The 25,377-nt window shown below is 60.7% G+C and carries 21 protein-coding genes; 8 read left to right on the top strand and 13 right to left on the bottom strand.

Features of this window, described 5'->3' with window-relative positions; genetic code table 11:
• Nucleotide 1: 1 nt before the first annotated feature.
• The 5 genes from Q1A89_RS03500 to Q1A89_RS03480 form a co-directional block, all read right to left on the bottom strand.
• Nucleotides 2-3,616 carry an efflux RND transporter permease subunit gene (locus Q1A89_RS03500; RefSeq protein WP_299723869.1) on the bottom strand — a complete coding sequence of 1,205 codons (3,615 nt, stop codon included), beginning with the start codon at nucleotides 3,614-3,616 and terminating at the stop codon, nucleotides 2-4.
• Nucleotides 3,617-3,619: 3 nt separating this feature from the next.
• The gene (locus Q1A89_RS03495; protein ID WP_299723866.1) at nucleotides 3,620-5,077 is read right to left on the bottom strand and encodes an HlyD family efflux transporter periplasmic adaptor subunit; all 1,458 of its coding nucleotides are present in this window, start codon (nucleotides 5,075-5,077) and stop codon (nucleotides 3,620-3,622) included.
• A 97-nt stretch (nucleotides 5,078-5,174) separates the two neighbouring features.
• A complete protein-coding gene (moaB, locus tag Q1A89_RS03490; RefSeq protein WP_299723863.1) occupies nucleotides 5,175-5,717 on the bottom strand; it encodes a molybdenum cofactor biosynthesis protein B in 543 nt (180 codons plus the stop codon).
• Complete coding sequence (locus Q1A89_RS03485; protein ID WP_299723860.1) at nucleotides 5,714-6,325, bottom strand: LysE family translocator; 612 nt, start codon at nucleotides 6,323-6,325, stop codon at nucleotides 5,714-5,716. The genes moaB and Q1A89_RS03485 overlap by 4 nt, the downstream gene beginning before the upstream one ends.
• The gene (locus Q1A89_RS03480) at nucleotides 6,318-7,097 is read right to left on the bottom strand and encodes a uracil-DNA glycosylase (RefSeq protein WP_299723857.1); all 780 of its coding nucleotides are present in this window, start codon (nucleotides 7,095-7,097) and stop codon (nucleotides 6,318-6,320) included. Before Q1A89_RS03480 ends, Q1A89_RS03485 begins: the two co-directional genes overlap by 8 nt.
• A gap of 130 nt (nucleotides 7,098-7,227) precedes the next feature.
• Here Q1A89_RS03480 and Q1A89_RS03475 point away from each other — a divergent pair, with 130 nt between their 5' ends.
• The 3 genes from Q1A89_RS03475 to Q1A89_RS03465 are packed head-to-tail and all read left to right on the top strand — an operon-like array spanning nucleotide 7,228 to nucleotide 9,175.
• A complete protein-coding gene (locus tag Q1A89_RS03475; protein WP_299723853.1) occupies nucleotides 7,228-8,172 on the top strand; it encodes an aspartate carbamoyltransferase catalytic subunit in 945 nt (314 codons plus the stop codon).
• Nucleotides 8,169-8,636: a hypothetical protein gene (locus tag Q1A89_RS03470; RefSeq protein ID WP_299723850.1), complete on the top strand. Its 468-nt coding sequence runs from the start codon at nucleotides 8,169-8,171 to the stop codon at nucleotides 8,634-8,636. The genes Q1A89_RS03475 and Q1A89_RS03470 overlap by 4 nt, the downstream gene beginning before the upstream one ends.
• Nucleotides 8,633-9,175: a hypothetical protein gene (locus Q1A89_RS03465; protein WP_299723847.1), complete on the top strand. Its 543-nt coding sequence runs from the start codon at nucleotides 8,633-8,635 to the stop codon at nucleotides 9,173-9,175. The genes Q1A89_RS03470 and Q1A89_RS03465 overlap by 4 nt, the downstream gene beginning before the upstream one ends.
• A 30-nt stretch (nucleotides 9,176-9,205) precedes the next feature.
• On the opposite strand, the gene Q1A89_RS03460 is transcribed toward Q1A89_RS03465, so the two are convergent.
• The 5 genes from Q1A89_RS03460 to Q1A89_RS03440 form a co-directional block, all read right to left on the bottom strand.
• Nucleotides 9,206-10,267 carry a Hint domain-containing protein gene (locus Q1A89_RS03460; RefSeq protein ID WP_299723844.1) on the bottom strand — a complete coding sequence of 354 codons (1,062 nt, stop codon included), beginning with the start codon at nucleotides 10,265-10,267 and terminating at the stop codon, nucleotides 9,206-9,208.
• A 181-nt stretch (nucleotides 10,268-10,448) separates the two neighbouring features.
• A complete protein-coding gene (locus Q1A89_RS03455) occupies nucleotides 10,449-11,471 on the bottom strand; it encodes an adenylate/guanylate cyclase domain-containing protein (protein ID WP_299723841.1) in 1,023 nt (340 codons plus the stop codon).
• 3 nt (nucleotides 11,472-11,474) lie between these two features.
• Nucleotides 11,475-11,834 carry a group 1 truncated hemoglobin gene (locus tag Q1A89_RS03450; protein WP_299723838.1) on the bottom strand — a complete coding sequence of 120 codons (360 nt, stop codon included), beginning with the start codon at nucleotides 11,832-11,834 and terminating at the stop codon, nucleotides 11,475-11,477.
• A gap of 158 nt (nucleotides 11,835-11,992) precedes the next feature.
• A complete protein-coding gene (locus Q1A89_RS03445) occupies nucleotides 11,993-12,823 on the bottom strand; it encodes a class I SAM-dependent methyltransferase (RefSeq protein WP_299723836.1) in 831 nt (276 codons plus the stop codon).
• A gap of 67 nt (nucleotides 12,824-12,890) precedes the next feature.
• On the bottom strand, nucleotides 12,891-13,730 hold the full coding sequence (locus Q1A89_RS03440; RefSeq protein WP_299723834.1) for an alpha/beta hydrolase: 840 nt from the start codon (nucleotides 13,728-13,730) through the stop codon (nucleotides 12,891-12,893).
• 255 nt (nucleotides 13,731-13,985) lie between these two features.
• Between Q1A89_RS03440 and Q1A89_RS03435 the strand changes: the two genes are divergently transcribed.
• The 5 genes from Q1A89_RS03435 (at nucleotide 13,986) to Q1A89_RS03415 (ending at nucleotide 21,516) form a co-directional block, all read left to right on the top strand.
• Nucleotides 13,986-16,223: an ATP-binding protein gene (locus Q1A89_RS03435; RefSeq protein ID WP_299723832.1), complete on the top strand. Its 2,238-nt coding sequence runs from the start codon at nucleotides 13,986-13,988 to the stop codon at nucleotides 16,221-16,223.
• Entirely contained in the window at nucleotides 16,216-16,929 is a 714-nt protein-coding gene (locus Q1A89_RS03430) for a response regulator (RefSeq protein ID WP_299723829.1), read from the top strand. Before Q1A89_RS03435 ends, Q1A89_RS03430 begins: the two co-directional genes overlap by 8 nt.
• Before the next feature lie 268 nt (nucleotides 16,930-17,197).
• Complete coding sequence (locus Q1A89_RS03425; protein WP_299723826.1) at nucleotides 17,198-18,223, top strand: ABC transporter substrate-binding protein; 1,026 nt, start codon at nucleotides 17,198-17,200, stop codon at nucleotides 18,221-18,223.
• 3 nt (nucleotides 18,224-18,226) lie between these two features.
• The gene (locus tag Q1A89_RS03420; protein WP_366524440.1) at nucleotides 18,227-20,446 is read left to right on the top strand and encodes an iron ABC transporter permease; all 2,220 of its coding nucleotides are present in this window, start codon (nucleotides 18,227-18,229) and stop codon (nucleotides 20,444-20,446) included.
• Nucleotides 20,443-21,516, top strand: a complete 1,074-nt coding sequence (locus Q1A89_RS03415) for an ABC transporter ATP-binding protein (RefSeq protein WP_299723820.1) — start codon at nucleotides 20,443-20,445, stop codon at nucleotides 21,514-21,516. The genes Q1A89_RS03420 and Q1A89_RS03415 overlap by 4 nt, the downstream gene beginning before the upstream one ends.
• Here Q1A89_RS03415 and Q1A89_RS03410 read toward each other — a convergent pair.
• The 3 genes from Q1A89_RS03410 to Q1A89_RS03400 form a co-directional block, all read right to left on the bottom strand.
• Nucleotides 21,513-22,301 (bottom strand): inositol monophosphatase family protein, encoded by a 789-nt coding sequence (locus Q1A89_RS03410; protein ID WP_299723817.1) that lies wholly within the window; start codon nucleotides 22,299-22,301, stop codon nucleotides 21,513-21,515. The two genes, Q1A89_RS03415 and Q1A89_RS03410, sit on opposite strands and share 4 nt — an antisense overlap.
• Before the next feature lie 90 nt (nucleotides 22,302-22,391).
• Nucleotides 22,392-23,696 carry an adenylate/guanylate cyclase domain-containing protein gene (locus Q1A89_RS03405; protein WP_299723814.1) on the bottom strand — a complete coding sequence of 435 codons (1,305 nt, stop codon included), beginning with the start codon at nucleotides 23,694-23,696 and terminating at the stop codon, nucleotides 22,392-22,394.
• Nucleotides 23,697-23,843: 147 nt separating this feature from the next.
• The gene (locus tag Q1A89_RS03400; RefSeq protein ID WP_299723811.1) at nucleotides 23,844-25,376 is read right to left on the bottom strand and encodes a trimethylamine methyltransferase family protein; all 1,533 of its coding nucleotides are present in this window, start codon (nucleotides 25,374-25,376) and stop codon (nucleotides 23,844-23,846) included.
• Nucleotide 25,377: the final 1 nt, after the last annotated feature.

Raw genomic sequence — 25,377 nt, 5'->3', positions numbered from 1 at the left:
CTCAAGCCGCGCGGCGACGCGCGATTTGAAACGTCAATGCACCAAGCACATAGGCCACCAGCGCCAAGGCCAGAACGCCCATGACAAACAGCATCAGTGCCGCGGGCATCGCGGACCGCTCGGCCATGCTTGGCACCGCCTGAAGCAGCACGGCGGGCAAGCGACCCAGCGCCATCGCGTGACCCATCGTGGCCGCGAACCAGCCCAGCACCAGCGCCCACAGCACCATGAACCCCCAGCGCACCGAAGGCGCAGGCGAGCGGAGCCCGCGCCGCATCGCCCTGATCTGGCGTGCCACGTCATGCTGTATCGCCACCAGTGCAGGCACCACCAGCAGCACCAGCAGCATCCCGAACCCCAGACCGTAAACCAGCGTGATGATCGTGGGTTTGAGGAACTGCGCCTGTTGGGACGTTTCATAAAGCAGCGGAGTCATACCCAGCACGGTGGTCAAGGTGGTCAGCAGCACCGGGCGCAGCCGGTCCGCAGCGCCATCGATGATCGAAGGAAACAGGCCGCGGTCTTCGGCATATTGGTCGATGGTGGTCACCAACACGATGGAATCGTTGATGATAATGCCGGTCATGCCCAGTAGGCCGACAACCGTGAACATGCTCAGCGGTACATCCCACAGTGCGTGCCCATAGATGGTGCCGACAAGGCCGAATGGGATGATTGCCATCACCACGATGGGCCGCGTCCAGCTTGAAAACACCCAGGCCAGCACGAGATAGATGCCCATCAGCACAAGCGTGAGGCCGGTCATGGAATCGCGCAGGAATTCGTCCTCCTGCTCGCTCAGGCCCGCCTGTTCGTAATCCACCTGACGTTCGGCGGCGATGGTGGGCAGGATGTCATCGGCAAGTGTCTGATTGATTTCGGTGGCGCGGGCCGGGTCGTCTTCGGAGATGTCGCCGGTGACCGAGATCAGACGGATACCGTTTTCGCGCCGCACCGTGGAAAAGCCCGTGCGGCTGGCCACGCTCACGATATCGGCCAGCGGCACATAGAGACCTTCGGGCGTGCGCATCTGGGTGCGGTCGAGAAAGTCAGCCGTCAACTCGCCCGTTGGCAACTCCACCCGGATTTCGGCGCTGCGCGGACCATCGGGATAGGTTGCCGCCTCGATCCCGTTCAGCCGGGCGCGCAACGCACTGCCCAGCATGTCGATGGTAAAGCCGAGGGCCTGCCCTTGCGGGGTGAGATCAAGGATCAACTCTTCCTTGTCATAGGCCAGATTGTCCTCGACCGCGCTGACTTCGGGGAATTGCAGCAGCGCGCGTTTGAGATCTTCGGAGGCGGCCTTGAGCGTGTCGGTGTCGGCCCCGAAGAACTCCACATCTAGCGCATCGCCGCCGGGACCCGACCGCCAGCCGCGAAAGCTGACCGTTTCGACAAGCGGGTGATGGACCACCGCGTCCTGCAACTGGGCGACAAAGGCGAAGGAGGAATAGGGGCGCAGGTCGGCATCGATCAGTTCGATGGAAATGCCGCCCAATAGGTCCGCATCCTTGGTGTCCGTGCCGGACAGGCCCCGGCCCGCATTGCCGCCGATTTCTGCGATAACGTAGTCGATTGGGTTGCGCCCGTGGCGTTCTTCCAACTCAACGCCCAGCGCTTCGGTCGCGCGTTGCAATTCGCGCATCATGGCAAGCGAATCCTCGCGGCTGGCCCCTTCGACCATGGCGAAATTGCCCGAGACGGAGCCGCGTTCAGGGGCGTTGAAAAACCGCCATTGCACGTCGCCTTGGATAAACAGTGCGACCTGGCTGGCGAGTATCACGCAGACGCCTGCCACGACCGCATAACGGCAGGCAATCACCCCGGCCATGAAGGGGCGGAACAGGCGTTCGCGCATCCATTCAAAGCCGCTGTTGATGATGGCCGAGGGCGTGTCGAGCCCTTTGCGCCCCATTGCGGCGACCCAACGGACCTTGGTCCGTCGCGGTGACAACAGGAACAGGGCCGCGGCAATTGCAGGGCCTGCGGCAAGGTAGGGCACTGCGCTGCGCCAGCCCTCCATCGCGTCGGGCCAGGCCAAAAAGCTGAGCGCGCCCGACAGCACGGCCATCAGGATTGCGATGCTGCCGACTGCAAAGGCGAGCCGCATACGGCTGAAGGTGGTTTTGCCCGAGGCGGCGAGCGCGTGGGCCATGTGGTGGGGCAGGATCAGGAAGCATTCGATCAGCGAGGCGATCAGCACGGCGATCACGGTGAAGGGAATGTCGCGGATCAGATCGCCAAAGCGGCCCCCCACCGCGATCAGCCCGAAGAACGCAATCACCGTGGTGAGCGTCGCGGCAAAGACCGGCATGGCCATGCGCCGCGCGGCGTTTTCTGCGGCCACTTCGGGCGGCTCGCCCAGCGCGCGGTGGCGGTGATCGGCATGTTCGCCCACCACGATGGCGTCGTCCACGACGATCCCCAGCGTGATGATCAGGCCAAAGAGGGACACCATGTTGATGGTCAGCCCGCCCGCATACATCAGCGCAATGGCCGCCATCAGGGCCACCGGAATGCCTGCGGCCACCCAGATCGCGGTGCGCGCATTGAGGAACAGGAACAAGAGGGCCACGACCAGCCCGAGGCCGACAAGGGCGTTGTCCACGAGGATGTTGAGGCGGGCCGAAATCGCCTCGGCCCGTGTGCGGATCAGCTGTACCGTGACAGCCGGGGGCAAGGTCGCCTGCAATTCATCGGCGACCTCCTGCACCTGCGCCTGCATCTCGATGGCATCCCCTCGGTTCGAGCGATCCACGCGGATCGACACTGCCGGATTGTCGCCCACGAAGTAGCTGCGGTTGCGGTCCGCGCCCAGCTGTTCGATCCGGGCCACATCGCGGATGCGCAGTTTCGACCCATCCGGGTTCGAGCGCAGGACAATGCCGCCAATGGCGTCCGGCGAGCGTTTCTGGGTGCCGGTGCGTACGCGGGCATTGGCGCCGGTTACGTCCCCTGCGGGATCGGTGTCGACCTCGGCGGCGATGGCGGTGGCGATTTCGGACATGGTGATGTCATTGGCGATCAGTTGCAGCGACGGCACCTCGATCAGGATCTGCGGTGCGGCGATGCCCCGGATCGAGGTGCGGGTCACCCCTTTGGCAAAGAGGCGGACAACCAACTCGTCCGCGAACAGGCCGAGTTGCTGGGTCTCGACCGGGCCGGTGATCACGACATCCGTCACCCGATCCCGCCACGCACCGCGTCGCACATTGGGCTCGTCAGCGTCCTCGGGCAGGGTGTTGACCTGATCGACGGCCGTTTGCACATCATCCGCCGCGCGGCCCATGTCCCAGCCGGGTTCGAATTCGAGGGTGATCGTGCCCGACCCCTCGCGTGAGGTGGAGGCCGAAGATTCGACCCCCTCGACGGCGAGCAATCCCGGTTCCAACACCTGCACGATGGCGGCGTCCACATCTTCGGCCCCTGCCCCGTCCCAGGACACGCTGACGGTCACGTTGTCGATGATCACGTCCGGAAAGAACTGCGCGCGCATGTTGGGCATCGCCGAAATCCCGGCGGCCAGCATCAGCAGCAAAAGCAGGTTGGCGATGGTGCGGTGGCGCACGAAATAACTGAGCAAGCCGCCTGCCGCCCTGGGGATGGCGCGGACCATGGCCTAGCCCCCCATCCGGCTTTCGATGCGTTCGACCATACGGGCGGGCACGCGGGCCTCGGCCAGTTGGGCCAGCACGCGGGCCTTGGCCTCGGCAGGCATGCGCTGGTTGCCTTCGACAAAGGCGATCAGGCGGGCGCGGCGCTCTTCGCTCAGTTCCAGCATCGCAGGTTCCGTTGGCATCACAGCGGCTTCGGGGCGCAGCGGGCGGACCGAGATACCGGGGCCCAGCAGGGGCGAGCGCGCCTCGACCACGTCACGACCGGCAAGGTCAGGGCTGCGCACCAGCACATCGTCGCCCTCGCGGTGCATGACCTGCACATCCAGCGCCTCAAGGCGGTTGTCTTCGCCCAGCACAAGCACCCTGTCACTGGCGTCCACCGCTGAGGCCGGCAGGCGCACCACATTTTCCAAGGGCGGTTCCTGCACGGTGACGGTGACGAAATCGCCCGGTTTGAAGCCCCGCGCGGCTTCGAGCCGGGCAAATATCAGACGCCCGGTCTGCATCTCGCCCGATCCGGCGCTGGAGCGGTTGATCACCCCCCGCGCGCTCAGATCAACGCCGGAGACATCGAGCGTCGCAATGACCGGCGCGGCCATTACCTGCCCGTCAGCGCCCAAGAGGCGGGCATATTGGGCGGTCGAGACGCGAAAGGCGACCTCAAGCGCGTCTGCGTCAATCAGCACGGCCAGCTTTTCATTGGCCGAAGCCAGGCGGCCCGCCACCACGTCCGTTTCGCTGAGCGTGCCGTCAAAAGGGGCGATCAGGGTTGTGTCATCGAGCGCGCGCTGCGCCTCGCCCTGGGCGATGATGGCGCGGGCCAGCCGGGTCTTGGCCTGATCAATGCGGGCCTCTGCTGTGGTGACGGCCTGACGGCGCGACAGGACAGCCTGCCGGGCGGCGGCGGCGGCCAATTCGGCAGCCTCGACCGCGGCGGCGGTGCCCACACCGCGTTCGGCCAGGTCCAACTGCCGTTCATAGGCACGCTGTTGCAGGTTGGACTGGTCCTGAGCGGCGGCCTGTTCGTCCAGCGACAGAGCGAGACCGCGTTCGGCGTCGCGCACTTCGGCCTCGGCATCCAAAAGGTCGGCCTTGGCGCGGTCCAGCGCCGCCTCGGCATCGGCAGGATCAATGCGCACCAGCACCTGCCCCGCTTTGACCACACCACCGTCCTCGAACCCATCGGCCAGTTCGATGATGCGCCCGGACTCGGCGGCGCGCAGTTCAAGGCGACGACGGCTTTCGACCTCGCCAAAAGTTTCGAGCACGGGGGTTTCGGTGCCCGGCTCGGCCCGGCGCACACCAACCGCAAATACACGCTCGCGCGCAGGCGGCGCGCTGGTGTCGCGCGCAATACGTTCCTGAACCGCACTGTTGACGAGATGCACGGCAAAACCGAGCAGCCCGAGGGTGACCGCCGCCAGCACCAGTCCGATCAGGCTTTGTCTTATGAAACGCATGTATCCACGATCTCAACTACAGTCCGTAACTATCAGATAGCACAGTAGAACGTCTTTCCAGTCACCATAAACAACAATGCTGTTACGGGTGCGTGGCCTATTTCCGTCGCTGATGCTCGTCCAAACGCGGCAAAATCTCTACAAAGTTGCAGGGGCGATGGCGAAAATCGAGCTGGCGGGCCAGAATTTCGTCCCAGGCATCCTTGCACGCACCGGGGCTGCCGGGCAGTGCAAACAGGTAGGTGCCGTTGCGCACGCCGCCCGTCGCGCGGCTTTGCACAGCGCTGGTGCCGATCTTTTGCATCGACACGATGGTGAACACGGTGCCAAAGGCGTCGATTTCCTTTTCATAGACGTCGCGATGCGCCTCGACCGTGACGTCGCGGCCCGTCAGGCCGGTGCCTCCGGTCGAGATCACCACATCGATCTGCGGATCGTCACTCCATGTGCGCAGCTGGTCCGCAATCTGGTCCCGCTCATCAGGCAACACCGTGCGGTCGGCCAGCACATGTCCCGCCTCGACCAGCCGGGCCACCAGCACATCGCCCGAGCGGTCCTCGGACAGGCTGCGCGTGTCGCTGACCGTCAGCACAGCGATGCGGACGGCAATGAAATCAAGGTTTTCATCGATACGGCTCATGTGCGCTCCAATATGGCCAGACGGGCGGCGAGGGCCGCAAAGACACTGGCCGAGATCCAGTCCAGCACCCGGCTGCCCCGGGCAAGGCGCTGGCCGATGCCGCTCGCAAAGACGCCGACGGCCCCGTTGATGATGAAACCGCCAAGGCTCAGCACAGCGCCGAAAATCAGGAACTGGCCCAGCACCGAACCGGCCGCGGGAGAGATGAATTGCGGCACGAAGGCCAGCACGAAGAGGATCACCTTGGGGTTGGTGAGGTTCACAACCAGCCCTGCGCGAAAGGCGCGCGCCGGGGTCGACATGGGCACATTGCCCACCTGACCTGCATGGCGCAGCGCCTGCACTGCCAGCCACATGAGGTAAGCCACCCCGACCCAGCGAATGACCTCGAAGGCCGCAGGCACCGTGGCCACCAGCGCGCCAAGGCCAAGTCCGGCGAGCCCGGCATGGATAAAGGCGCCCAGCGAAATGCCCGCACTGGCCGCAACGGCCGCACGCGGCCCGGATCGCAGGCCTTGGCCAAGGCAGAACATCATGTCCGCGCCCGGTGTGAGATTCAGCGCCAGCCCGGCAGGCACAAAGGCAAGCAACATCAGCGGATCAACCATCGCGCAACCGTGCCTTCAGGGACAACAGGTCCGCCCAGGCCTCGCGCTTGGCCGCCTGTGTGCGCAACAGGTAAGCAGGGTGGAACATCGGCAGCGCAGGCTTGCCTTCCGCCTCGGTCCACTCGCCCCGCAACCGGGTGATCCCGCGCTTGCCCAGCAGCGCCTGACAGGCGTGATTGCCTACCACCACCAGCACGTCCGGGTTTGCCAGCGCGATGTGGCGACGCAGGAAGGGTTGCATCATCGCGATCTCTTCCGGCTTGGGGTCGCGGTTTTGCGGCGGGCGCCAGGGCAGGACGTTGGTGATGTAAACGGATGATGCACGATCCAGCTCGATCGCCCCCAGCATCCGGTCCAGAAGCTGCCCCGCCCGCCCGACAAAGGGACGCCCCTCGCGGTCCTCATCGCGGCCCGGCGCCTCACCTATGATCATCACCCGCGCGCCCGGTACCCCATCCGAAAACACAAGGTTGCGCGCGCCCTTTTTGAGATCGCAATGCTCGAATGCGGCCATGGCAGCGCGCAACCCCTCAAGGTCCTGCGCAGCCTCGGCAGCGGCGCGCGCAATGGCGACGGCGTCCACCTCTTGCGCGGGCACAGGCGGGGCGGAGGCCTGCGCAGCGGGTGCCGGCGCGGCAACCGGTGCAGGCTTGGCCACGGCGGCAGGCACCTCATAGCGGTTGATCGGGGCGTCCCCGATGCATTCATCGACGCCAAGCTCGATCTGCCAGGCCAGTGCTGCCATGGCGGCATGATAGTCTTGCGATTCCATGGCCGCAGTCTACGCCTCTCGTGCGGGAACCAAAATGGGCTTCATTGTTCTGGAAAATATGCAAATCCCCTGACTTGCCGCCCGCGCCTTCAAGCGCCTATAACGCAAGCGATCTGCACCGGGGACCGCCATGACCTTTACGCACCGCCACCTTCTGGGCATCGAACACCTGCGGCCCGAGGAAATCGTGACGCTGCTCGATCTGGCCGAGGATTACGTCACCCTCAACCGCGCGGCGGAAAAGCATGGCGAGGCGCTGGCGGGGCTGACGCAGATCAACATGTTCTTTGAAAACTCGACCCGGACGCAGGCCAGTTTCGAACTGGCGGGCAAGCGGCTTGGGGCGGATGTGATGAACATGGCGATGCAGGCCAGTTCCATCACCAAGGGCGAGACGCTGATCGACACCGCGATGACGCTGAACGCGATGCATCCCGACCTGCTGGTCGTGCGCCATCCCCATTCCGGCGCCGTCGATTTGCTGGCGCAAAAGGTCAATTGCGCCGTGCTGAACGCAGGTGACGGGCGGCACGAGCACCCGACGCAAGCCCTGCTCGATGCGCTGACGATCCGACGGGCCAAGGGGCGGTTGCACAGGCTCAACGTCGCGATCTGCGGTGACATCGCGCATTCCCGCGTGGCGCGCTCCAACATCATCCTGCTGGGCAAGATGGAGAACCGCATTCGCCTGATCGGCCCGCCGACGCTGATGCCCGCAGGCATCGCCGAGTTCGGCTGCGAGGTCTATGACGACATGGCCGAGGGTCTGGCGGATGTGGACGTCGTGATGATGCTGCGCCTGCAACGCGAGCGCATGGATGGCGGCTTCATCCCCAGTGAGCGGGAATACTATCACCGCTTTGGGCTGGACGCTGCCAAGCTGGCCCATGCCAAGCCCGACGCTATCGTGATGCATCCCGGCCCAATGAACCGCGGGGTGGAGATTGACGGGACGCTGGCGGATGACATCAACCGCAGCGTCATTCAGGACCAGGTCGAGATGGGTGTCGCCGTGCGCATGGCCGCGATGGATTTGCTGGCGCGTAACCTGCGCGCTGTCAGAGGCGCTGCATGACGCAGCCGGAGTTTCTGCCTGATGAAGTCTTGCTGCACAGTTGGACGATTTCGGGACGCTCATTCGCAATTCGTGTTGGCGCAATCGCAGGGATCTGGGTTGTCGTTGGTCTGATTGGTGATCTCGGAAACGCTTTTTGGATTATTCTTTTGGGTTTGCCCGTCTCTGCAGCCGCAGTTCTTTTCAATATGTGGGTGTACGGCGAACTTGATCTATGGGCGCAACATCGAAAGACCGAATGGTTTCTGACCAACGAGGCCATTTATGTTTGCGAAAGTGAGGGATACGCGTCCGAGGTTCCTCTGGATGAAATCAAACGCATCAACCGTTGGCCAATTTGGTCCCTTGTTGTCCGACTTAGAAATGGAACGGCGAAAACACTGCCTATTCCAAAAGCACCACGAGATTTGCGCCGCCGGATATTGGCTGCGCGAGATGCCTATGTGTCGAGGTTGCAATCGTGAACACCCCACTCACCATCCCCGCCAACCAGTCCGGAGTTATCCGTGTCTTCGCCCTGTCGATGGACGAAGGCGAGGCCAAGGCCCTGAAATCCGACCCGAACGCCCTCAACGCGGCCCTTGGGGCCGAGGTGGACGCTGAGCAGGTCGAAATCTTTCCCGTCTCCGACCTCGAAGGGGTTGGGCTGGTCGGCTATCTTGCCGAAGGCAACGCTGTGCCGATGGAGGACCTGACCCCGGACCGGGCCAAGCTGGACCGTCTGGGCGGTTGGGTGATGATCGTGTTTTCGCGGGCCTTTGACGGGCAGGCCACCACGCTTGCCCCTGCGCCTGCGCTGACCCTGATCGGCACCTATGGCGCGGCGGGCGTAGACTGGCGGGCGACGGAAACGGTCACGTCCGAGGCCGCCAAACCCTATTCCGCCCCGCAAATGAGCGGCAAAAAGCGCCCCTCGGACGCCGCCATGTCCGGGCGGATCGCGACCATTGTTCTGATCCTGCTGGGTCTGCTGGTCTGGCTGATGGTCTGGATTTCAGGCTGAGCCAATAGCCGGAGCCAACCCATCCAGAACCTAGACCGCAATGCGCTCCGCCGGGTGGCCAAAAAGTTGAGGTAAGCGGTGACGTTTTGCGAGCGGGCGGCAAATTTCATGCCGTATCTCTTGCCTGTCAAATTCGGCAAAGCGGGCGGGCATCAAACGGCGCCGGTGCAGAACGCGCAGGGTCTCTGGCCCCAGGAACAGGCTTTCCGCCTCGATGCCATTGGCGATCAGCATGTGATGATCCTCAAGCAGGATATGATGATAGCGTACCTCTTTGATCCCATTGGCAAACCGGGCCCGCAATCCGGGGATGAAAGGCAGGTGTTTGGCCTTTACCAACTCGCCCCTGATTTCGATCCGGTGTTGCTGTGACACCAGCAAAGGTGCCGTATTGCCCAAGGCTCCGGCTTCGATCCTGACCGGCCTTAATGTAACATCATGCCTCAACTCGGCCCGCGTGATCCGTGTGGACCCGGCCCACAACACTCGTTTCAACCCGCCATCCACCGTTTGCACGAGGCTGCCGGGGCCGAGCAGTTCCACCGGGCATTCACCATGCGCGGTCAAGATGCGCGTCCCGGCAGCAAAGCAGACCGCACCGCTGCTTTCCACGCTGCCGCCAGAGAATTCGGAATACTCATAGCGATGGTCCGGGCCGTCGCCGGGCTGATAGTCGATGGATGTCACGGTGTAGGTGATGTTGGGATCAATGGGGCCGTCAAACACCAGCACGTCACCCAATTCCGCGCCGCTCCCGAAGGAGTTGTCATCTTCACTCAACCGTATACGGGCCACGCGCACGGTCGCGCCCGAGTCCGGGTCTGTCAGATAGATAACTTCTTGCAGCGAGGCGACACCATCTGCCGTCACATTGCCGTCGCCGTCCCTCAACTGACCCGTTTGGCGTCCGGCATCGTTGGCCTCGGAGGATTGTGTGCTTAGTGATGAAAATTCGACATCGTCGTCCTGCGCGGAAAAGCTCTGCTCGGTGAAAGGCCCGCCGCCCAGGGAAAAGGTGCCCCCTTCGAAGTAGAAAGGCGTGTCAATCTCGTCCACGTTGATTGCAAGCTCGTTCACAAGCCGGTCGGTCATCAGTCAACACTCGAATACCAAACATAGTGGCCTGATTTAACCGAGCTTGATTGCGATAGAGTTACCGTTGGTCGCCGTCAGCATCGGCGCCCTGCCCGGCTGATGGCAGATGCCCAAGGCGTGATACGCGGCAACGACACCGACCTTTGGCGCGGGTACGAACGGCACGTGTCCCGCCTGATCAGTTGTTATCGTAGAGCCGCCAGATGTCTTGATCGCCGAAGCCGCGGATGGTCCGTTCGCCCATATTCTTAAGATCAAACTGGTCTTTGAGAACATTCGCGACACTGTCTTGCACGGTGATTTCCATCGGCTCCGAAATCTCCTGCAAACGAGAGGCGAGGTTCACTGCGGGGCCAAAAATATCGTATACATATTTCTGTATCCCGACCACGGACCCCACAACCGATCCCGTGGACAGGCCAATGCGGCATTGCCATTGGTGGGGATGGCTGAGGTTGCGGCGGTTGAGATAGCGCACAAAGCGGATGGCGGTATTGGCAATGGCCTTGGCATGATCCGGCGTCGGATCGGGCAGGCCCGCGACGGTGATATAGGCATCGCCAATGGTCTTGATCCGTTCACAGCCGAACTGTTCGCCAATGCGGTCAAAGGCGCTGTAGATGTCGTTCAGTTCTGTCACCGTGACACTGGGGTCCTGCGACGCGACCATCTCGGTGAACCCGACAAAATCGAGCATCAGAACGGACACCGGGTCATACATTTGCGGGGTCACGACGCCGAAGGTCTTGTATTCTTCGTAGACCGAGCGCGGCATGATGTTGAGCAACAGCTTTTCGACCTGCTCTTTCTCCCGTTTGATCTCGCGCGTGTTGCGTTCGACCATCATGGAGTAGGAATCGATCATCGATTCCAGTTCCTTGATCCGGGTGATGTTCTGGCAGACAAGGACCAGCACGTCCTCTTCGGCGGCGGTGAAATCGAGGGCGACGACTAGGGTTCTGCGTTTCTTTTTGAACCTGATTTCAGAGGCATAGCGCCCGGATTGCGTGAGGCCCTCTTGCATCGCGGTGACGTCGAGGTCCGCAAACAGCTCCTGCAACCGGGTCTGCTCGGTCTCGCCGGTGAACCATTCCTCGAACGTGTCGTTGCGGAACCCGAACCGGAGCGTTTGCCGGTCCAGCAGTGCAACCCCGACCCCGATCGCGCGGAGCAGTTGTTCATTAATCGCTTCAATGGTCATGTTTCACCTGACAATGAGTGGGCGGCGTTTCCCGAATTCTGCCACAACCGCTTCGACATCCTCATCCGTCATCCCGTGGTTCTGCAACGCGCCGCTCAGCACGGCTTCAAGCTCGTCGAAATGGGCGTCGGTGATGGAAAGATGGGAGTGCAACTGGCGCAGTTGATTGTCCGAATAAGATGCCGGGCCGCCAAGCAGCGAGGCGATGAACTTGGTCTGGTGATCCACGATGCGCGACATGTCGACATCGTCGAAAAAGGGGCCGACCTCGTCGTTGTCCAACAGGGTGTCGTAGAAGGAAAGTACGATCTTGCTGACCTGGGAGAACCCCCCGTATTTTTCATATAGCGTGCGTTCAGCCATCATAAGTTCCTTTCGTCCTGAGGAAGAGCAAGGGGTCTTCCGCGCATCCAAAGACTACAAATTCTGGTCGCCCAAGTTAAGTCTGTCGGCCGCAAGCGGTTTGAATGGCCCGCCCCCGGCCTACCGACCGGAGGGGATTACATTTTTGAACCAATGCCTTAGCGACGTTGCACGATCACTTCGGCATATTCGGACGAGATGCACAAAGTCTCGTTGGTCGAGGTGTCAAACCGTGCGATCAGCGCCAAGATGTCGCTTTGCAGGGCCGCCTTGCCGGTCTCGTCAAGCGCCTCGAACGCCTTTTGCATGGGGCCGTAAAAGGTGCGGAAGTATTCCAGGAAATGCGCGGCAGAGCGGTAGCGGAACAGGAAGTTCTTGTGCTGGAACGATATGACGTTGCAGGCCTCGCCAAAGGTTTCGTCAATCCAGTCGCGGCTGCCCCACAGTGCCGGAGAGTTGAGACCCGCAGGGGGCGGCACATGTTTGCCAATCGTCTTGAACAGATGGCCGATGAAACTGTCAGGCGTCCAATTGGCCATGCCGATCTTGCCGCCGGGTTTGACCGTGCGCTGAAGTTCTGCCGCGGATTGCTTTTGGTTTGGCGTGAACATGACCCCGAAGGTCGACACCACCGCATCAAAGGACTGATCCTCGAATGGCAGGTTTTCTGCATCCGCGACTTTATAGGTCACGAACAGTCCTTCAGCCTCCGCGCGACTGCGGCTCGCCTCAAGAAGTTCGGGGACATAGTCCGTTGAGGTCACATCGCAAAAGCGGCGCGCAAAGGCGAGGGTCGCGTTGCCGTTGCCGGCGGCCACATCAAGGACCTTGGAGTCCGGATTGATGGCCATGGCTTCGGCCAGTTCTTCGCCCGTGATTTGCAGGGTGACGCCGACTTTGCTGTAGTCACCCGATCCCCAGGCAACGTTTTGCTTGGCTTTGATCGCGGTGAAATCGGTTGCGGGATTGATGGTTGTATGGGTGCCCATGGTTAGTCTCCTTTTTGGGTGTTGTGCTGGTCAGGGACCAGCGATGGATCGGGTTGCGGTGGTGGGGTTACGCAGCGGCCTGGTTCGGCCAGCTGCAGGTTTTGGTGGGGCGCTCGGCGCTCGCCACATGTTCGAAAATGCGGGGATTGACCCATTCCGGCTGGAAAATCGGCGCCATGTGGCCCAGTTCCGGCAACAAGGCCATGCGTGCCCTGGGCAGTGCCTTGGCAATCTTGACAGCCACGTGCTGAGACAGCTCTGGAGAGTCCAGACCTGTCATCACCAGCGTCGGCATGTCCAACTTGGCCAAATCCGACAGTTCCCAGGTTTCAGCAAAGCCGTGGGCGAAATCCGCCATGATCGACGTCACCATGCTGGAAAACCGCTGACGGGCGTCCAGAGGAAGCTGATCCCAGAACCCTTCGCCATTCCAGAAGTCGAGGAACTGGCGCATGCCTGTGGCCACGTCTTCTTCTTTTGCGGCATGGCTTATCTGCGCCGAAATCAGCGCGATCTGCTGAAACAGACGCTTGTCGGTGCTGCTGCCGTCTTTCAGAAAGTGAAAGGTCGCGGGTTCGTAGATGGTCAGGCTTTTGACGAGGTCTGGGCGCATCAGCGCAACCTTGATGGCAATGCCACCACCGTTGGAGTGACCCAGCAGGTGAACGGCCCGGCCCAGTTTTTCAATCTCACGGATCACCGGGGCGGCGGTGCATGCCGCACCATCCTGAGAACCATCGGCCGTCAGAGGTGCGCGGCCATAGCCCGGAAGGTCGAAGGCAAATACGCCAAACCGATCTTCAAGGACCGCCGTCAGTTGGCGCCATTGTCCGCTGCTTGAAGCTGGGGAATGCAATGCAACGATCGGTGCATTGCCGTGTACGTCTGGCTGCGATGAAATGGTCATTGTCTTGATCCAATTGCGTTTGCGGTGAACAACAATTGGGTTTTGATTGTTTCATTGCGATGTCTGAACGGATGCTGTCGTGTTTCAGTTGTTGCGCAGCCGGTTTTGAGCCGGGCGCTGGCGATTTACCTTTAAAAACATGAGGGTTTTCGGCCGAGACTGGCTTGAAGCCGCGCCCTGTGAAACAATTGAAACATTAGATGCTGATTTTGAAATGGCATTGAAACAGTGTTGTCTTAGAAAATCGGGATGACGATGGGCATGACAAATGATCTGGGCGGAACCGAGAATGCGCTGGACCTGCTGCGCGATGCCATCGAGTCACTAAAAGAAGGGTTTGCCCTTTATGACGACAACCGCCGTCTGGTGATGTTCAACCAGCAATATGCCGAGATGAACAAGGCGATCTCGCACCTGCTAAAGCCCGGTCTGGACTGGGAAATCCTGATGCGCGAAACCGCGCGGCGCGGCATCTACGCCGAAGCCGTCGGCAATGAAGAAAACTGGGTGTCTGACCGGTTGGCCAACGGCATCGAGTTCATTCAGGATTATGAATTGGTCGAAACGGACGGGCGCACCTATCTGGTTTCGGTGCACCCCACCCGCCTTGGTGGGTTTGTCGTCACCCGCGAGGATATCACGGCCAAAAAGCAGGCAGAGGTCGAACAGCGCGACGGTGACCTCTTGATCCGCAAAGTGCTGGATGCGAGTGCGGCTGTTGTCACCATGGCGCGCATCGGGGACGGGCAAATCCTTTATCGCACGCCTGCCGCGCTGCAGTTGTTCGGCCCAACCAAATCGGCGCGGGAACACTATGTAAGTCCCGAACAGCGCGCCGACTTTGTTACGCAACTGTTGGCAGATGGGCGGGTCGATGACTTCAAGCTGGATCTGTTGAATGCGGAGGGCAACGTTTTTCCGGCAATCATCTCATCGCAACTGATCGACTTCAAAAGCGAAGAGGTCATCGTCACCAGCATCATTGATCTGACCGTGCAGAAAGAGGCGGACGCCTTGCTGCACCAGATCATGGAGGCCTATCCGGCGGCCATCAACATGACACATGCAGACACCGGCAAGGTCCTCTTTGCCACCCCCGACCTCGAAGCGCTGTTTGGCCCTGCCGAAAGCTCGACGTCCTATTATGCTGATCCGTCTGAACGCACGCGCTATCTGAAAGACCTGCGCGAGGCCGGGGCGCTGAAAGAGCGGCGCATCGAGTTCATCGACGCGCATGGCCGAAAATTCTGGGGCGCGGATTCCTCGCGTCTGATCAAGTTCAGAGGCGAAGAGGTCATCGTCTCAAGTACACGCGATTTGACCGATGAAATTGCACTGTCCGAAGAACTGTCAAAGCAGAGGGAGCTGTTGTTCCAGAACGAAAAGATGTCTGCCCTTGGTGAATTGCTGGCCGGGGTGGCGCATGAGCTGAACAACCCGCTTTCTGTAGTCGTGGGACATTCGCTGATGCTCAAGGAAGAGATCACCGACCCCGAACTGACCGCCCGGATCGACAAGATCGGCACCGCGGCGGAACGCTGCGCCAAGATCGTCAAAACCTTTCTTGCGATGGCGCGACAACAACCCAGCAAGATTGAAAATGTCGATGTGGCCAGCGTGATTGAAACGGCCACGGATGTTGTTGGCTATGGCAGCGCGACTGGTGGCATCCGCATCGCAAGCAACATCCTGGATGACCTGCCCCCCATTGCCGCCGATGCGGATCAGATCACGCAAGTCCTCATCAACCTGATCATCAATGCCGAGCAGGCCCTGGGGGCGTCGGGCACGGGCGATCTGATCGAACTGTCCGCCGTGTCAAAGCCAGAGACCGGCATGGTGGAGATCACCGTTCACGACAATGGCCCCGGCATTCCGGCCGCAATACGTCCGCGTATATTTGAACCCTTTTTCACGACCAAGGAGGTCGGCGAAGGCACAGGCATTGGTCTTGCTTTTTGTCACCGGATCATCCTGTCACATGGCGGCCAGATCAGGCTGGATCAGACCAGCGGGTCCGGCACGTGTTTTCGCATTACGCTGCCGTCTGCCGCGCGTGTGGCGGCAGAAGCGGACGTGCCCGCCAACCCGGTCGCCGCATCCACCAACATGAGGGCCCTGATCGTTGATGACGAAGTGGAAGTGGGCGAGTTGAACGCCGAAATCCTGCGCCGGGACGGGTTCGAGGTTGAATTCGTCTCGTCCGGAGAAGAGGCGCTCAGGCGCCTGCGCACATCAGCTTACGATATCTTTCTGAGCGATTTGAACATGCCCGGCGTGGACGGACGCAGGATATACGAAGCCCTGGTGTCCGAGTTCCCAGAGATGCTGAAGCGGACAGCCTATATCACGGGCGACATCATGGGCCAAAGCTCTCATGGATTGTTGAGGGAGACGGGCCTGCCCTATCTGGAAAAGCCCGTTTCGCCCATAGAACTCAGAGACCTCGTCGCAAAGATACTCGCCGACCAGAAGGGACTGTCAGATGGATAATCAGAACGCGCATATCCTGGTCTGCGATGACGAGGTCGACCTGCGCGAAATGCTGCAGGAGTACCTCGGCAAGCGCGGGTACAAGGTCTCAGGCGCGGCGGGCGGCGACGCATTGCGCGACATCCTGGCCGCCACGTCCGTGGATTTGATCATCATGGACATCAACATGCCCAAAGAAGACGGCCTGTCCATTCTGAGATCCCTGCGCCCGGAAATCGCAACGCCCGTCATCATGCTGACTGCCGCCGGGGACGTGGTTGACCGCATCATTGGTCTTGAAATGGGCGCGGATGACTATCTGGGCAAACCCGTCGACCTGCGCGAGCTTGAAGCGCGGATCAAGGCGATCCTGCGTCGCGAGTCGATGAGCAGCCCGGCCAAGTCCGGGCAGGCAGATGGAAACCACGCGCGGTTCGGGGATTTTGTGTTGGACAAGGATGCCGCAAAGCTGCTTGCCGCAGATGGATCGGAACTGCAGCTGACGGCGATGGAATACAGCCTGCTCAAGGTCTTTGCAGAAAACCGGGGGCGCGTGTTGAACCGGGATCAACTGTTGGAGCAGGCCCATGATCGGTCGTGGGATCCGTTCGATCGTAGCATCGACATCAGGATTTCCCGGCTGCGCCGCAAGCTTGAGGCCAATCCTGAAAAGCCGGAGATCATCAAGACGGTCCGCGGCATTGGCTACCTTTATGACCCAAGCTGAGGTGAGGGATCTGGCGACATCGTCATGATCTGGTTTTGGGCGTCCGGCAACGCACGGGGTTCCTGCGGCAGATGCTGCCCGTTGCGGACCGGGTATTGCGGTGCCCAGAGCCACTAAATTCTTCCCAAACTTAAAAATTTGTCTAGGCTTGCTGAACTTGCATGTTCCGGGGCGCATATCGCCACAGAGTCCGGAAGCGCCCGAAAGAGGAAACGGGCGATGAAGAGATACAATAATGAGCCGGAACGGCTTACCTGGGAGGACTACAATGAAAAGACTTAGCACAATTGCGTTCACGTCCGTTGTCGCGCTGACAGCCGCCGTGTCTGCGGCACAGGCCGACAAGCTGACGCTTTACTGTTCGGCACAAGAGGACTGGTGCCAGTTGATGGCGCGCAGCTTTGAGGACGCGACCGGCATTGACGTGAACATGACACGCAAATCATCCGGCGAAACCTTTGCCCAGATCAAAGCGGAATCCGCGAACCCCAAGGGCGATGTCTGGTGGGGTGGCACCGGTGATCCGCACCTGCAAGCGGCCGAAGAAGGCCTGACGGCGGCCTATGTCTCGCCGATGCGCGATCAGTTGCATGACTGGGCGATCAGTCAGGCGACAAGTGCGGGTGACAAGACGATCGGCATCTATTCCGGCGCGCTTGGATATGGCTACAACACCGAATTGCTGGCCGCCAACAACCTGCCCGAACCGGCCTGCTGGAAGGACCTGCTCAAGCCTGAATACAAAGGGCACGTTCAGATGGCGAACCCGAACTCTTCTGGCACGGCCTATACCACGCTGGCCTCGATGGTTCAGATTTTTGGTGAGGACGAAGGCTTTGAGTTCATGAAAGGCCTGCATGCCAATATCAACCAATACACCAAGTCGGGGTCGGCGCCGATCAAGGCGGCGGGTCGTGGCGAGAACACGATTGGCATCGTGTTCATGCATGACGCGGTCAAACAGGCGGTCTCGGGCTTCCCCGTGAACGTGGTCGCCCCTTGCGAAGGCACCGGATACGAGATCGGGTCGATGTCGATCATCGATGGCGCGCGCAACATGGACGAGGCCAAACAGTTCTATGACTGGGCGCTGTCCACGGACGCGCAAAACCTCGCGCTTGAGGTGAACGCGTTCCAGGTGCCGTCGAACAAAGGCGCCGAAACGTCACCCTCTGCGCCGGACATGTCGACGATCAAACTGATCGATTATGACTTCAAAACCTACGGCTCTTCGGACGAGCGCAAGCGCCTGCTCCAGAAGTGGGACGAAGACGTTTCAACCTTGCCGCAGTAAGACTTGCGCAACATCTCAACTGAAACATCCGCTTCCCCGGCATTGATCTTCTGGATCATTGCCGGGTGGGCAGGACTTCTCATTCTGCCCTGGTACGGGGTGGAGGACGGATTCTTTGCGCTTGAATGGCTTTTTGACGGCTATCCACTTGACGAAGACTATGCCCCCGCCGCGTTCCTGATTGGTCAGGGGGAAAAGCTGTGGCTGACGCCGCTGCTTTTGCCCCTTCTCACTCCGTTTCTGGCGCTCAGGCTGAAAAAGAGCGATCCGAACTATGCCCGGCTGTTGATCCTGTCCGGTGCTTTTGGCTTTGGCTGGCTCATCGCACAGGGCTTTGGCATCGGCATCCGGGGGTTCACATTCGAGTGGCTGACCGCGCTGTTTGGCGATCTGGAGGATCGACAATTCGGCATGGGCTATGGCGCGCTGCTGGTCGCATCGGCCTTCCTGTTCCTCTTTACCCAAGGCATCGCCGCGCGCGGAGCCATCAACGGGGATGTCTTTGTCGTCAGTGCCATCGGCGGCGTGATTGTCATCGTCACCACCTTTGTTTTCTTTCCGATCGCCAAGATGCTGCTTGCGGCGTTCATTACCGAAGAAGGCGGGTATTCGGCGACCGTTTTTGCCGCCAAGTTCTTTGACGACCGGTTGTGGGGCATCGGGTGTCTGTCCGGCGGGCGGTGCGGTGCGGCCTGGAATTCGCTGATCCTCGCCATTCTGGTTGGGCTCATCACAACCGTTCTGGGCCTCGTCTTTGCGCTTGTGGTGACGCGGTCGGGGTTTCGCTACAAACGGGCGTTGCGCGCGCTGACCGTTCTGCCGATCATCACGCCGCCATTCGTCATTGGCCTTTCGCTGATCCTTCTGTTTGGGTTGTCCGGATCGGTCACACAGTTCTTTGCCGACCTCTTTGGCATCCAACCGACGCGGTGGCTGTATGGCATGCCGGGCGTGCTGATCGCCCAGACGCTTGCCTTTACCCCCATTGCCTTTCTCGTCCTGATCGGCGTTGTCGAAGGCGTCTCGCCCTCGATGGAAGAGGCTGCGCAAACCCTGCGCGCAAACCGGTGGCAGACATTTCGCACCGTGTCCTTGCCGTTGATGAGGCCGGGCCTCGCCAACGCCTTCCTGCTCGGATTTATCGAAAGCATGGCGGATTTCGGCAATCCGCTGGTGCTGGGCGGCAATTTCGACGTGCTGTCGACCGAGATTTTCTTTGCCATTGTCGGTGCGCAATATGATCAGGGCCGCGCCGCGGTGCTGGCCATGGTGCTGCTCTTTTTCACCTTGTCGGCCTTTTATGCGCAACGCATTTGGCTGGGGAAAAAGAGCTATACCACCGTGTCCGGCAAGGGCGACGCAGGGGTGCACCCGTTGATGCCCAAGGGGCTGGCTGTCCCGGTCTTTGTCGCTGCCGGTCTGTGGGGTTTGTTCACAGTCGTTGTCTACAGCATGATCCTTTATGGCAGCGTGGTTGAGCTGTGGGGCGTCAACAACACGCTGACATTCAAGCACTACATCACCGCCTTCTCGGTCAGGTTCGAAGACAGCGGCATCCGTTGGACCGGGGCGGCCTGGGACAGCTTCTGGACCACGATCTATATCGCTGCTGCTGCCGCCCCGTTGACTGCAATTGTCGGATTGGTAACGGCCTATCTGCTCACCCGCCAGAGCTTTGCGGGCAAGAATGCGTTCGAGTTTGGCACCATGCTCAGCTTTGCCATTCCAGGCACCGTCATTGGCGTGAGCTACATTCTGGCGTTCAACGTGCCACCCATCGAGATCACCGGAACGGGCATCATCCTGATCGTCAGCTTCATCTTCCGGAATATGCCGGTGGGCGTGCGGGCGGGCATCGCCTCGATGAGCCAGCTGGACAAGTCGCTCGATGAATCTTCGCTCACCCTCGGGGCAAACTCGTGGCAGACCTTCCGCAAGATCATCCTGCCCCTGCTGCGCCCCGCCATTCTGGCCGCTCTGGTCTACAGCTTTGTGCGCGCGATGACGGCGATTTCGGCCGTCATCTTTCTGGTTTCGGCCGAATACGACATGGCGACGAGCTATATTATCGGGCGGGTTGAGAACAACGACTACGGGCTTGCCATCGCCTATTCGACCACCCTGATCTTTGTCATGCTGGCCGCCGTGGGCATGCTGCAATTGCTCGTGGGTCGCACGAAAATCGGACGCCGTACGCAATTCACGGCAGGAGAGAAAGCATGAGCCAAGCAACCATCGTCGGCAAGGCAGCGCCCGTGCGCTTCGAGAATGTCTCCAAGCGGTTCGGGCGCGATGTCGTGGCGGTCGACAACATCAATCTGAATGTTGAGGCCGGAAAACTGGTCACGCTGCTGGGCCCGTCCGGCTGCGGCAAGACGACGACCCTGCGCATGATTGCGGGCCTCGAGATGGCATCCGATGGGCGTATCCTGATCGGGGATCGGGATGTCACGACGCTTCCGGCGACGGATCGTGACGTGTCGATGGTGTTTCAGTCCTATGCCCTGTTTCCACATATGAGCGTACTGGAAAACGTCTCTTACGGCCTGACGTTTTCGGGCTTTTCCAAGGCCGAAACGCGCGCGCGGGCGCTGGCCGGACTGGATCTGGTTGGTCTCAAGGGCTTTGACGCCCGCCTGCCCAGTGAGTTGTCGGGTGGCCAGCAGCAGCGGGTTGCCGTGGCGCGTGCGCTGGTGCTGGAGCCGCAGGTTTTACTGTTTGACGAGCCGCTGTCGAACCTTGACGCAAAACTGCGCCGTCAGGTCCGCGAGGACATCCGCGCCATTCAACAGGACCTTGGCCTGACCGTCGTCTACGTGACCCACGATCAGGAAGAAGCGCTGGCCGTCTCTGACGAGATCGTCGTGATGCGCAACGCATCCATCGCGCAGATCGGCACGCCACGCAGTCTTTATGACGCGCCGGTCGATCAGTTTGTCGCGGATTTCATTGGTGAGGCGAACATCCTGCCCTGCACAATCCAAAGCGTCGAGGGTGATATGGCAACGATCTCGATCGAGGATTACCGCCACACCCTACCCGCCCGCGACCTGGGTCTGGGTCCAGCAAAACTGGCGGTGCGCCCCTCGCGGCTGGTGATCGGAGCCGCGCAGGGGTTCAAGGCGAAGGTGACCAAGGCGACCTATGTCGGGGTCCGTATGGAATACACTCTCGAAGCAAGCTTTGGGTCCATGTTCGCGGTGCACGAGGACGTCGACAGCCCTCTGCTCGTGGGCAGCGATGTCAATGTTGGGTTCGCGGAAAAAGGGCCGGTTCTACTGCCCGAGGCCTAGAAGTCTTGACCGAAAGAGGTGCGCGAAATGTCCAGCAACTGGTCAAAGACAACGGCTGATCCGACCACCACGCGCCCGCCATCACGGATCATGACGTCCGCATCCTGCGCCTCAACGCGCCCCCCCGCCTCGGCGACGATGAGTTGCCCGGCCAGACAATCCCACGCGTTCATGTGTTCCTCGCAATAGCCCAGCAAGCGCCCCGCCGCGACGTAAGCCAGCGACAGCGCGCCTGATGCGTTGCGATAGAACATCGCACGTTCCGCGACGAGCGCTGTGACAAGCCGCACGATCCCCTGATCGTCAACGCGGTTCGAATAGCCGATCCCGACCGTGCCCTCGTGCAGCGCGCGCGCATCGTCCAGCGTCAGGGGTGCGTCGTTCAAAAACGCACCACCGCCACGCACCGCCACATAGGTCTCGGCGTTGCAGGGATCGTGGATCACGCCGATGTGCGTTTGTCCGTCCTGAACCCCGGCAATCACCACCGTCCACGCCGGAATGCCGTTGATAAAGTTCGTCGTGCCGTCAATCGGATCGATCACCCAGGTAAATCCGGAACTGCCAGGGCTTGGCGCGTGCTCTTCACCGACAATTGCGTCGTCCGGAAAGGCTTTGTGCAGCAACTCGCGCGTCAGCAACTCGACGTTCTTGTCGGCTTGCGAAACGAAATCCTGATGCCCTTTGTGATCAATGATCAGCGCCTCCTGATCCTTGAAATACTGAAGGGCCAGTTGCCCCGCTTCTCGGCAGATGTCGACAATTTGGGCGGCTCGGTCGGTCATTGGTGTCCCCTGATCAGATGCGGTTTCCCGTGCAGAGCGGACCGGACGTCAGTTGCCCCGGACATCACCATCACCAATGGGTTGGATTGGTCAACTGCTCTGTTCAGCGTTGGGCGCTGCTGGCTGACCTGAACGCCCCGTCAGATAATAGGCCATGGTCTTGCCCTTTCCCTTGATGTCGATAAAGCCGCGCTGTTCGAAGTCGAACTGGTCAGACAAGGCCTCATAGGTTTCCTGGGTGACCTGAATGCGTCCCGGGGCCCCATGGGATTCCAAGCGTGACGCGGTGTTCACGGTATCGCCCCATACATCATAGAAAAACTTGCGGGTCCCGATCACGCCGGCGACCGCCGGGCCTGTGTGAATGCCGATTCGCAGTGCCACGGTGTCGCCGATTTCGCGTTCGAGTGTTCTGGCGATCACAAGCATTTCCAGCGCCATATCGGCGACCGCCACAGCGTGATCTGGCCGGGGTTCAGGCATGCCGCCCGCCACCATATACGCGTCGCCAATGGTCTTGATCTTCTCCAGACCGTGCCTTTCGGCGAGCTCGTCAAATTTGGAGAACACATGGTTCAGGAAAGACACAAGTTCCGTCGCAGACATCCGCGTGGCCTTCGGAGTGAAATCCACAATATCCGCAAACAGGATCGTCACCTGCAACAGGTCATCGGCAATGATCTTGTCCGGCTCTTGCTTGAGCCGCTCCGCGATCGGGGCGGGCAGGATATTGTCCAGCAGCCGCTCGGAGCGCTCGAATTCACGCTCGATCTGCGCCTTTTGATCGACGATCACCTCCTTGGCTGACTCAAGCTGTCGATACCCGGAGAACACCAGAAAATAGATGAAAAACACGCCAATGGTCATCGCCAGCCCCTCGCCGACCTCCAAAGGTTGTTTCAGAGGTGACTGAAACACGGACCCCGTCGGGTTCAGGGATGTCTGGTTCAGCGCCAGCGAAATCTCGGGCAGGAAACCATCCAGAAGCGGCAGCAAGAGCATCACAAGGAAACAGGCCGCAAACCATGGTCGGGATTTTGCGGGCCCGACGATGACGACGGCAGCCGAGGGAATGACGAGAAACGCCAACACATCGCCCTCGCGGTTGCCATTGAGCATCAGGAAAATCAGCTGGGCGATCAGGAAGGCCGGTGCAAAAAAGTAGAACGCAGCCTCGACCCGGCGGGTGACGTGCAGCACCACCAAAGTGGTCAGCAATATGATCAGAACCGCGACATCGATTGTGCGAAACAAGACGGACCGTACCGGCTCAAAGAAAAAGCCGACGGTCATGCACATGATCACAAACAGGATTATCACGGACATCGACTTGAGCCGTTTAATGCTCAGCTCATCACCGGGCGCATGGCCAATGCGGATGTGGTCGGTAATCAAACGCGTGCAGTCCTGTCTGTGGCAGCCCGGTCTTTGATAGTGTCAAATGGCTGACACTCAACCGAATATCTCGATACCGGGCCTGCGGGCTGTTCGTGAAACGCCTGTCATCCGCACGTATTGGGCAACCGAGATTTTTCAGTTTGGTTATCTGATCTCGGGGCTGATCTCGGTCTGCCTACGATCCACGAACGCATGCAGCTCTTCTGAAATTGCGGGGTCGATTGGCGGCGGTTCGTAGCTGGCAAGCAGGGCCTCAGCTTGCTCCGTCGCGCGCTCAGGCATGGATCGGCTGCCGTTCTGCTCCCAATGTTCCCACGCCTCGTAGTCCAGCAGTGTCGGCGAAAAGAATGCGTCCTTGAAATGTGCAAGCGTGAAGCTGTCCCCGAGGAAATGCCCGCCGGGGCCGACGCGGCCGATGGCATCCATCGCTTCTTCCAACAGATCAAAGCTGACGCCTTGGGCATATCTTGCCATCATCAGGTTTTGTTCGGCGTCCACGACGAGTTTGCGCAGGCAATGGACCATCCCCGCCTCGTCCCAGCCGCCCGCGTGGAGCATGAGGCTCGCGTTGGCGGTCACCCCGGCCATGTAGGAGGTCGCGGATTCGTACCCGGATTGGGCGTCGAAGCTTTTACCCGCCGATTGTGACGCGGTCGTGCGCCATGGCACGCCGTAGCGCCGCGCAAGCTGGCCGATGATCCCGTTGATCAGGCTGACCTCCGGCATGCCCGACATGGGCGCACCGGTTTTCATCGAAACGGCGACCGAGAACTGGCCGTAGATCACGGGCGCGCCGGGTTTGACCAATTGCGCATAGGCGATGCAGGCCAACGCCTCGGCGTTAAGTTGCGCGACAGTGGCAACGACATCCGCTGGCGTATTGGCGGCACCCAGAACAAAAGGCGAGATCAACGCACCTTGTCCCGCCTCGATGAACACCCTCAACCCGTCGAGCATGGTTTCGTCCCACACCAGCGGTGAATTGCCCGATGCATGGGTCAGCATCACCACGTTGTTCTCAAGGAAGGTTTCGCCATAGACGATCTTGGCCATGGCCACGGAATCCTGTGCGTTGCCTAGCCCATTGCCCATACCGAATGTGGCAAGATCGGTCTCGATAAAGCTCGACAGGTTGATGTGCAAATGCCGCCACGGCACCGGGATGTCCGTCGGCTCGCAGGAAAATCCGGTGGACATGTGAAACCCCGGCGACATCTGCACAATCTTGTTGATGCGCTTGAGGTCTTCGATAGTCGAAAACCGTCGGGTGCCGTCCAGATCGCGGATGTTGGGCGCGCCGTGCATCGGCGCAAACACGGCGTTGCCAAGGCCAAGTTCGAACCGTGTGTCCACACCGCGCCCGGTCATTTCAAAACGCTCGGGTGCCTTGGCCACCAGCGCTTCGATCATCTCCGCCTCAAGGCGCACGCGGTCGCCCTGCACATCCGCGCCCGCCTCGGCCCATTGCCTGAGGGCGGTGTCATCGCGAAACACGATCCCGATGTTCTTGAGGATGCGCATGGATGCCTCGTGGATGCGTTCCAATTCATCGGTGCTGACCACTTCGACGGGCTTTACGCCGTAGCGGATGGTCGACAGGCGCGGCGTGACTTCGGCCTCGCGTAACGCTTTGCGGGCACTGCGGCCCCGGCGTTTTGCAGGCGACGCCGTTGTCATG

This window comes from uncultured Tateyamaria sp. (assembly GCF_947503045.1).
In the GTDB taxonomy this organism is placed as follows: Bacteria; Pseudomonadota; Alphaproteobacteria; order Rhodobacterales; family Rhodobacteraceae; genus Tateyamaria.
This window is presented reverse-complemented; position numbering and strand designations above follow the sequence as displayed.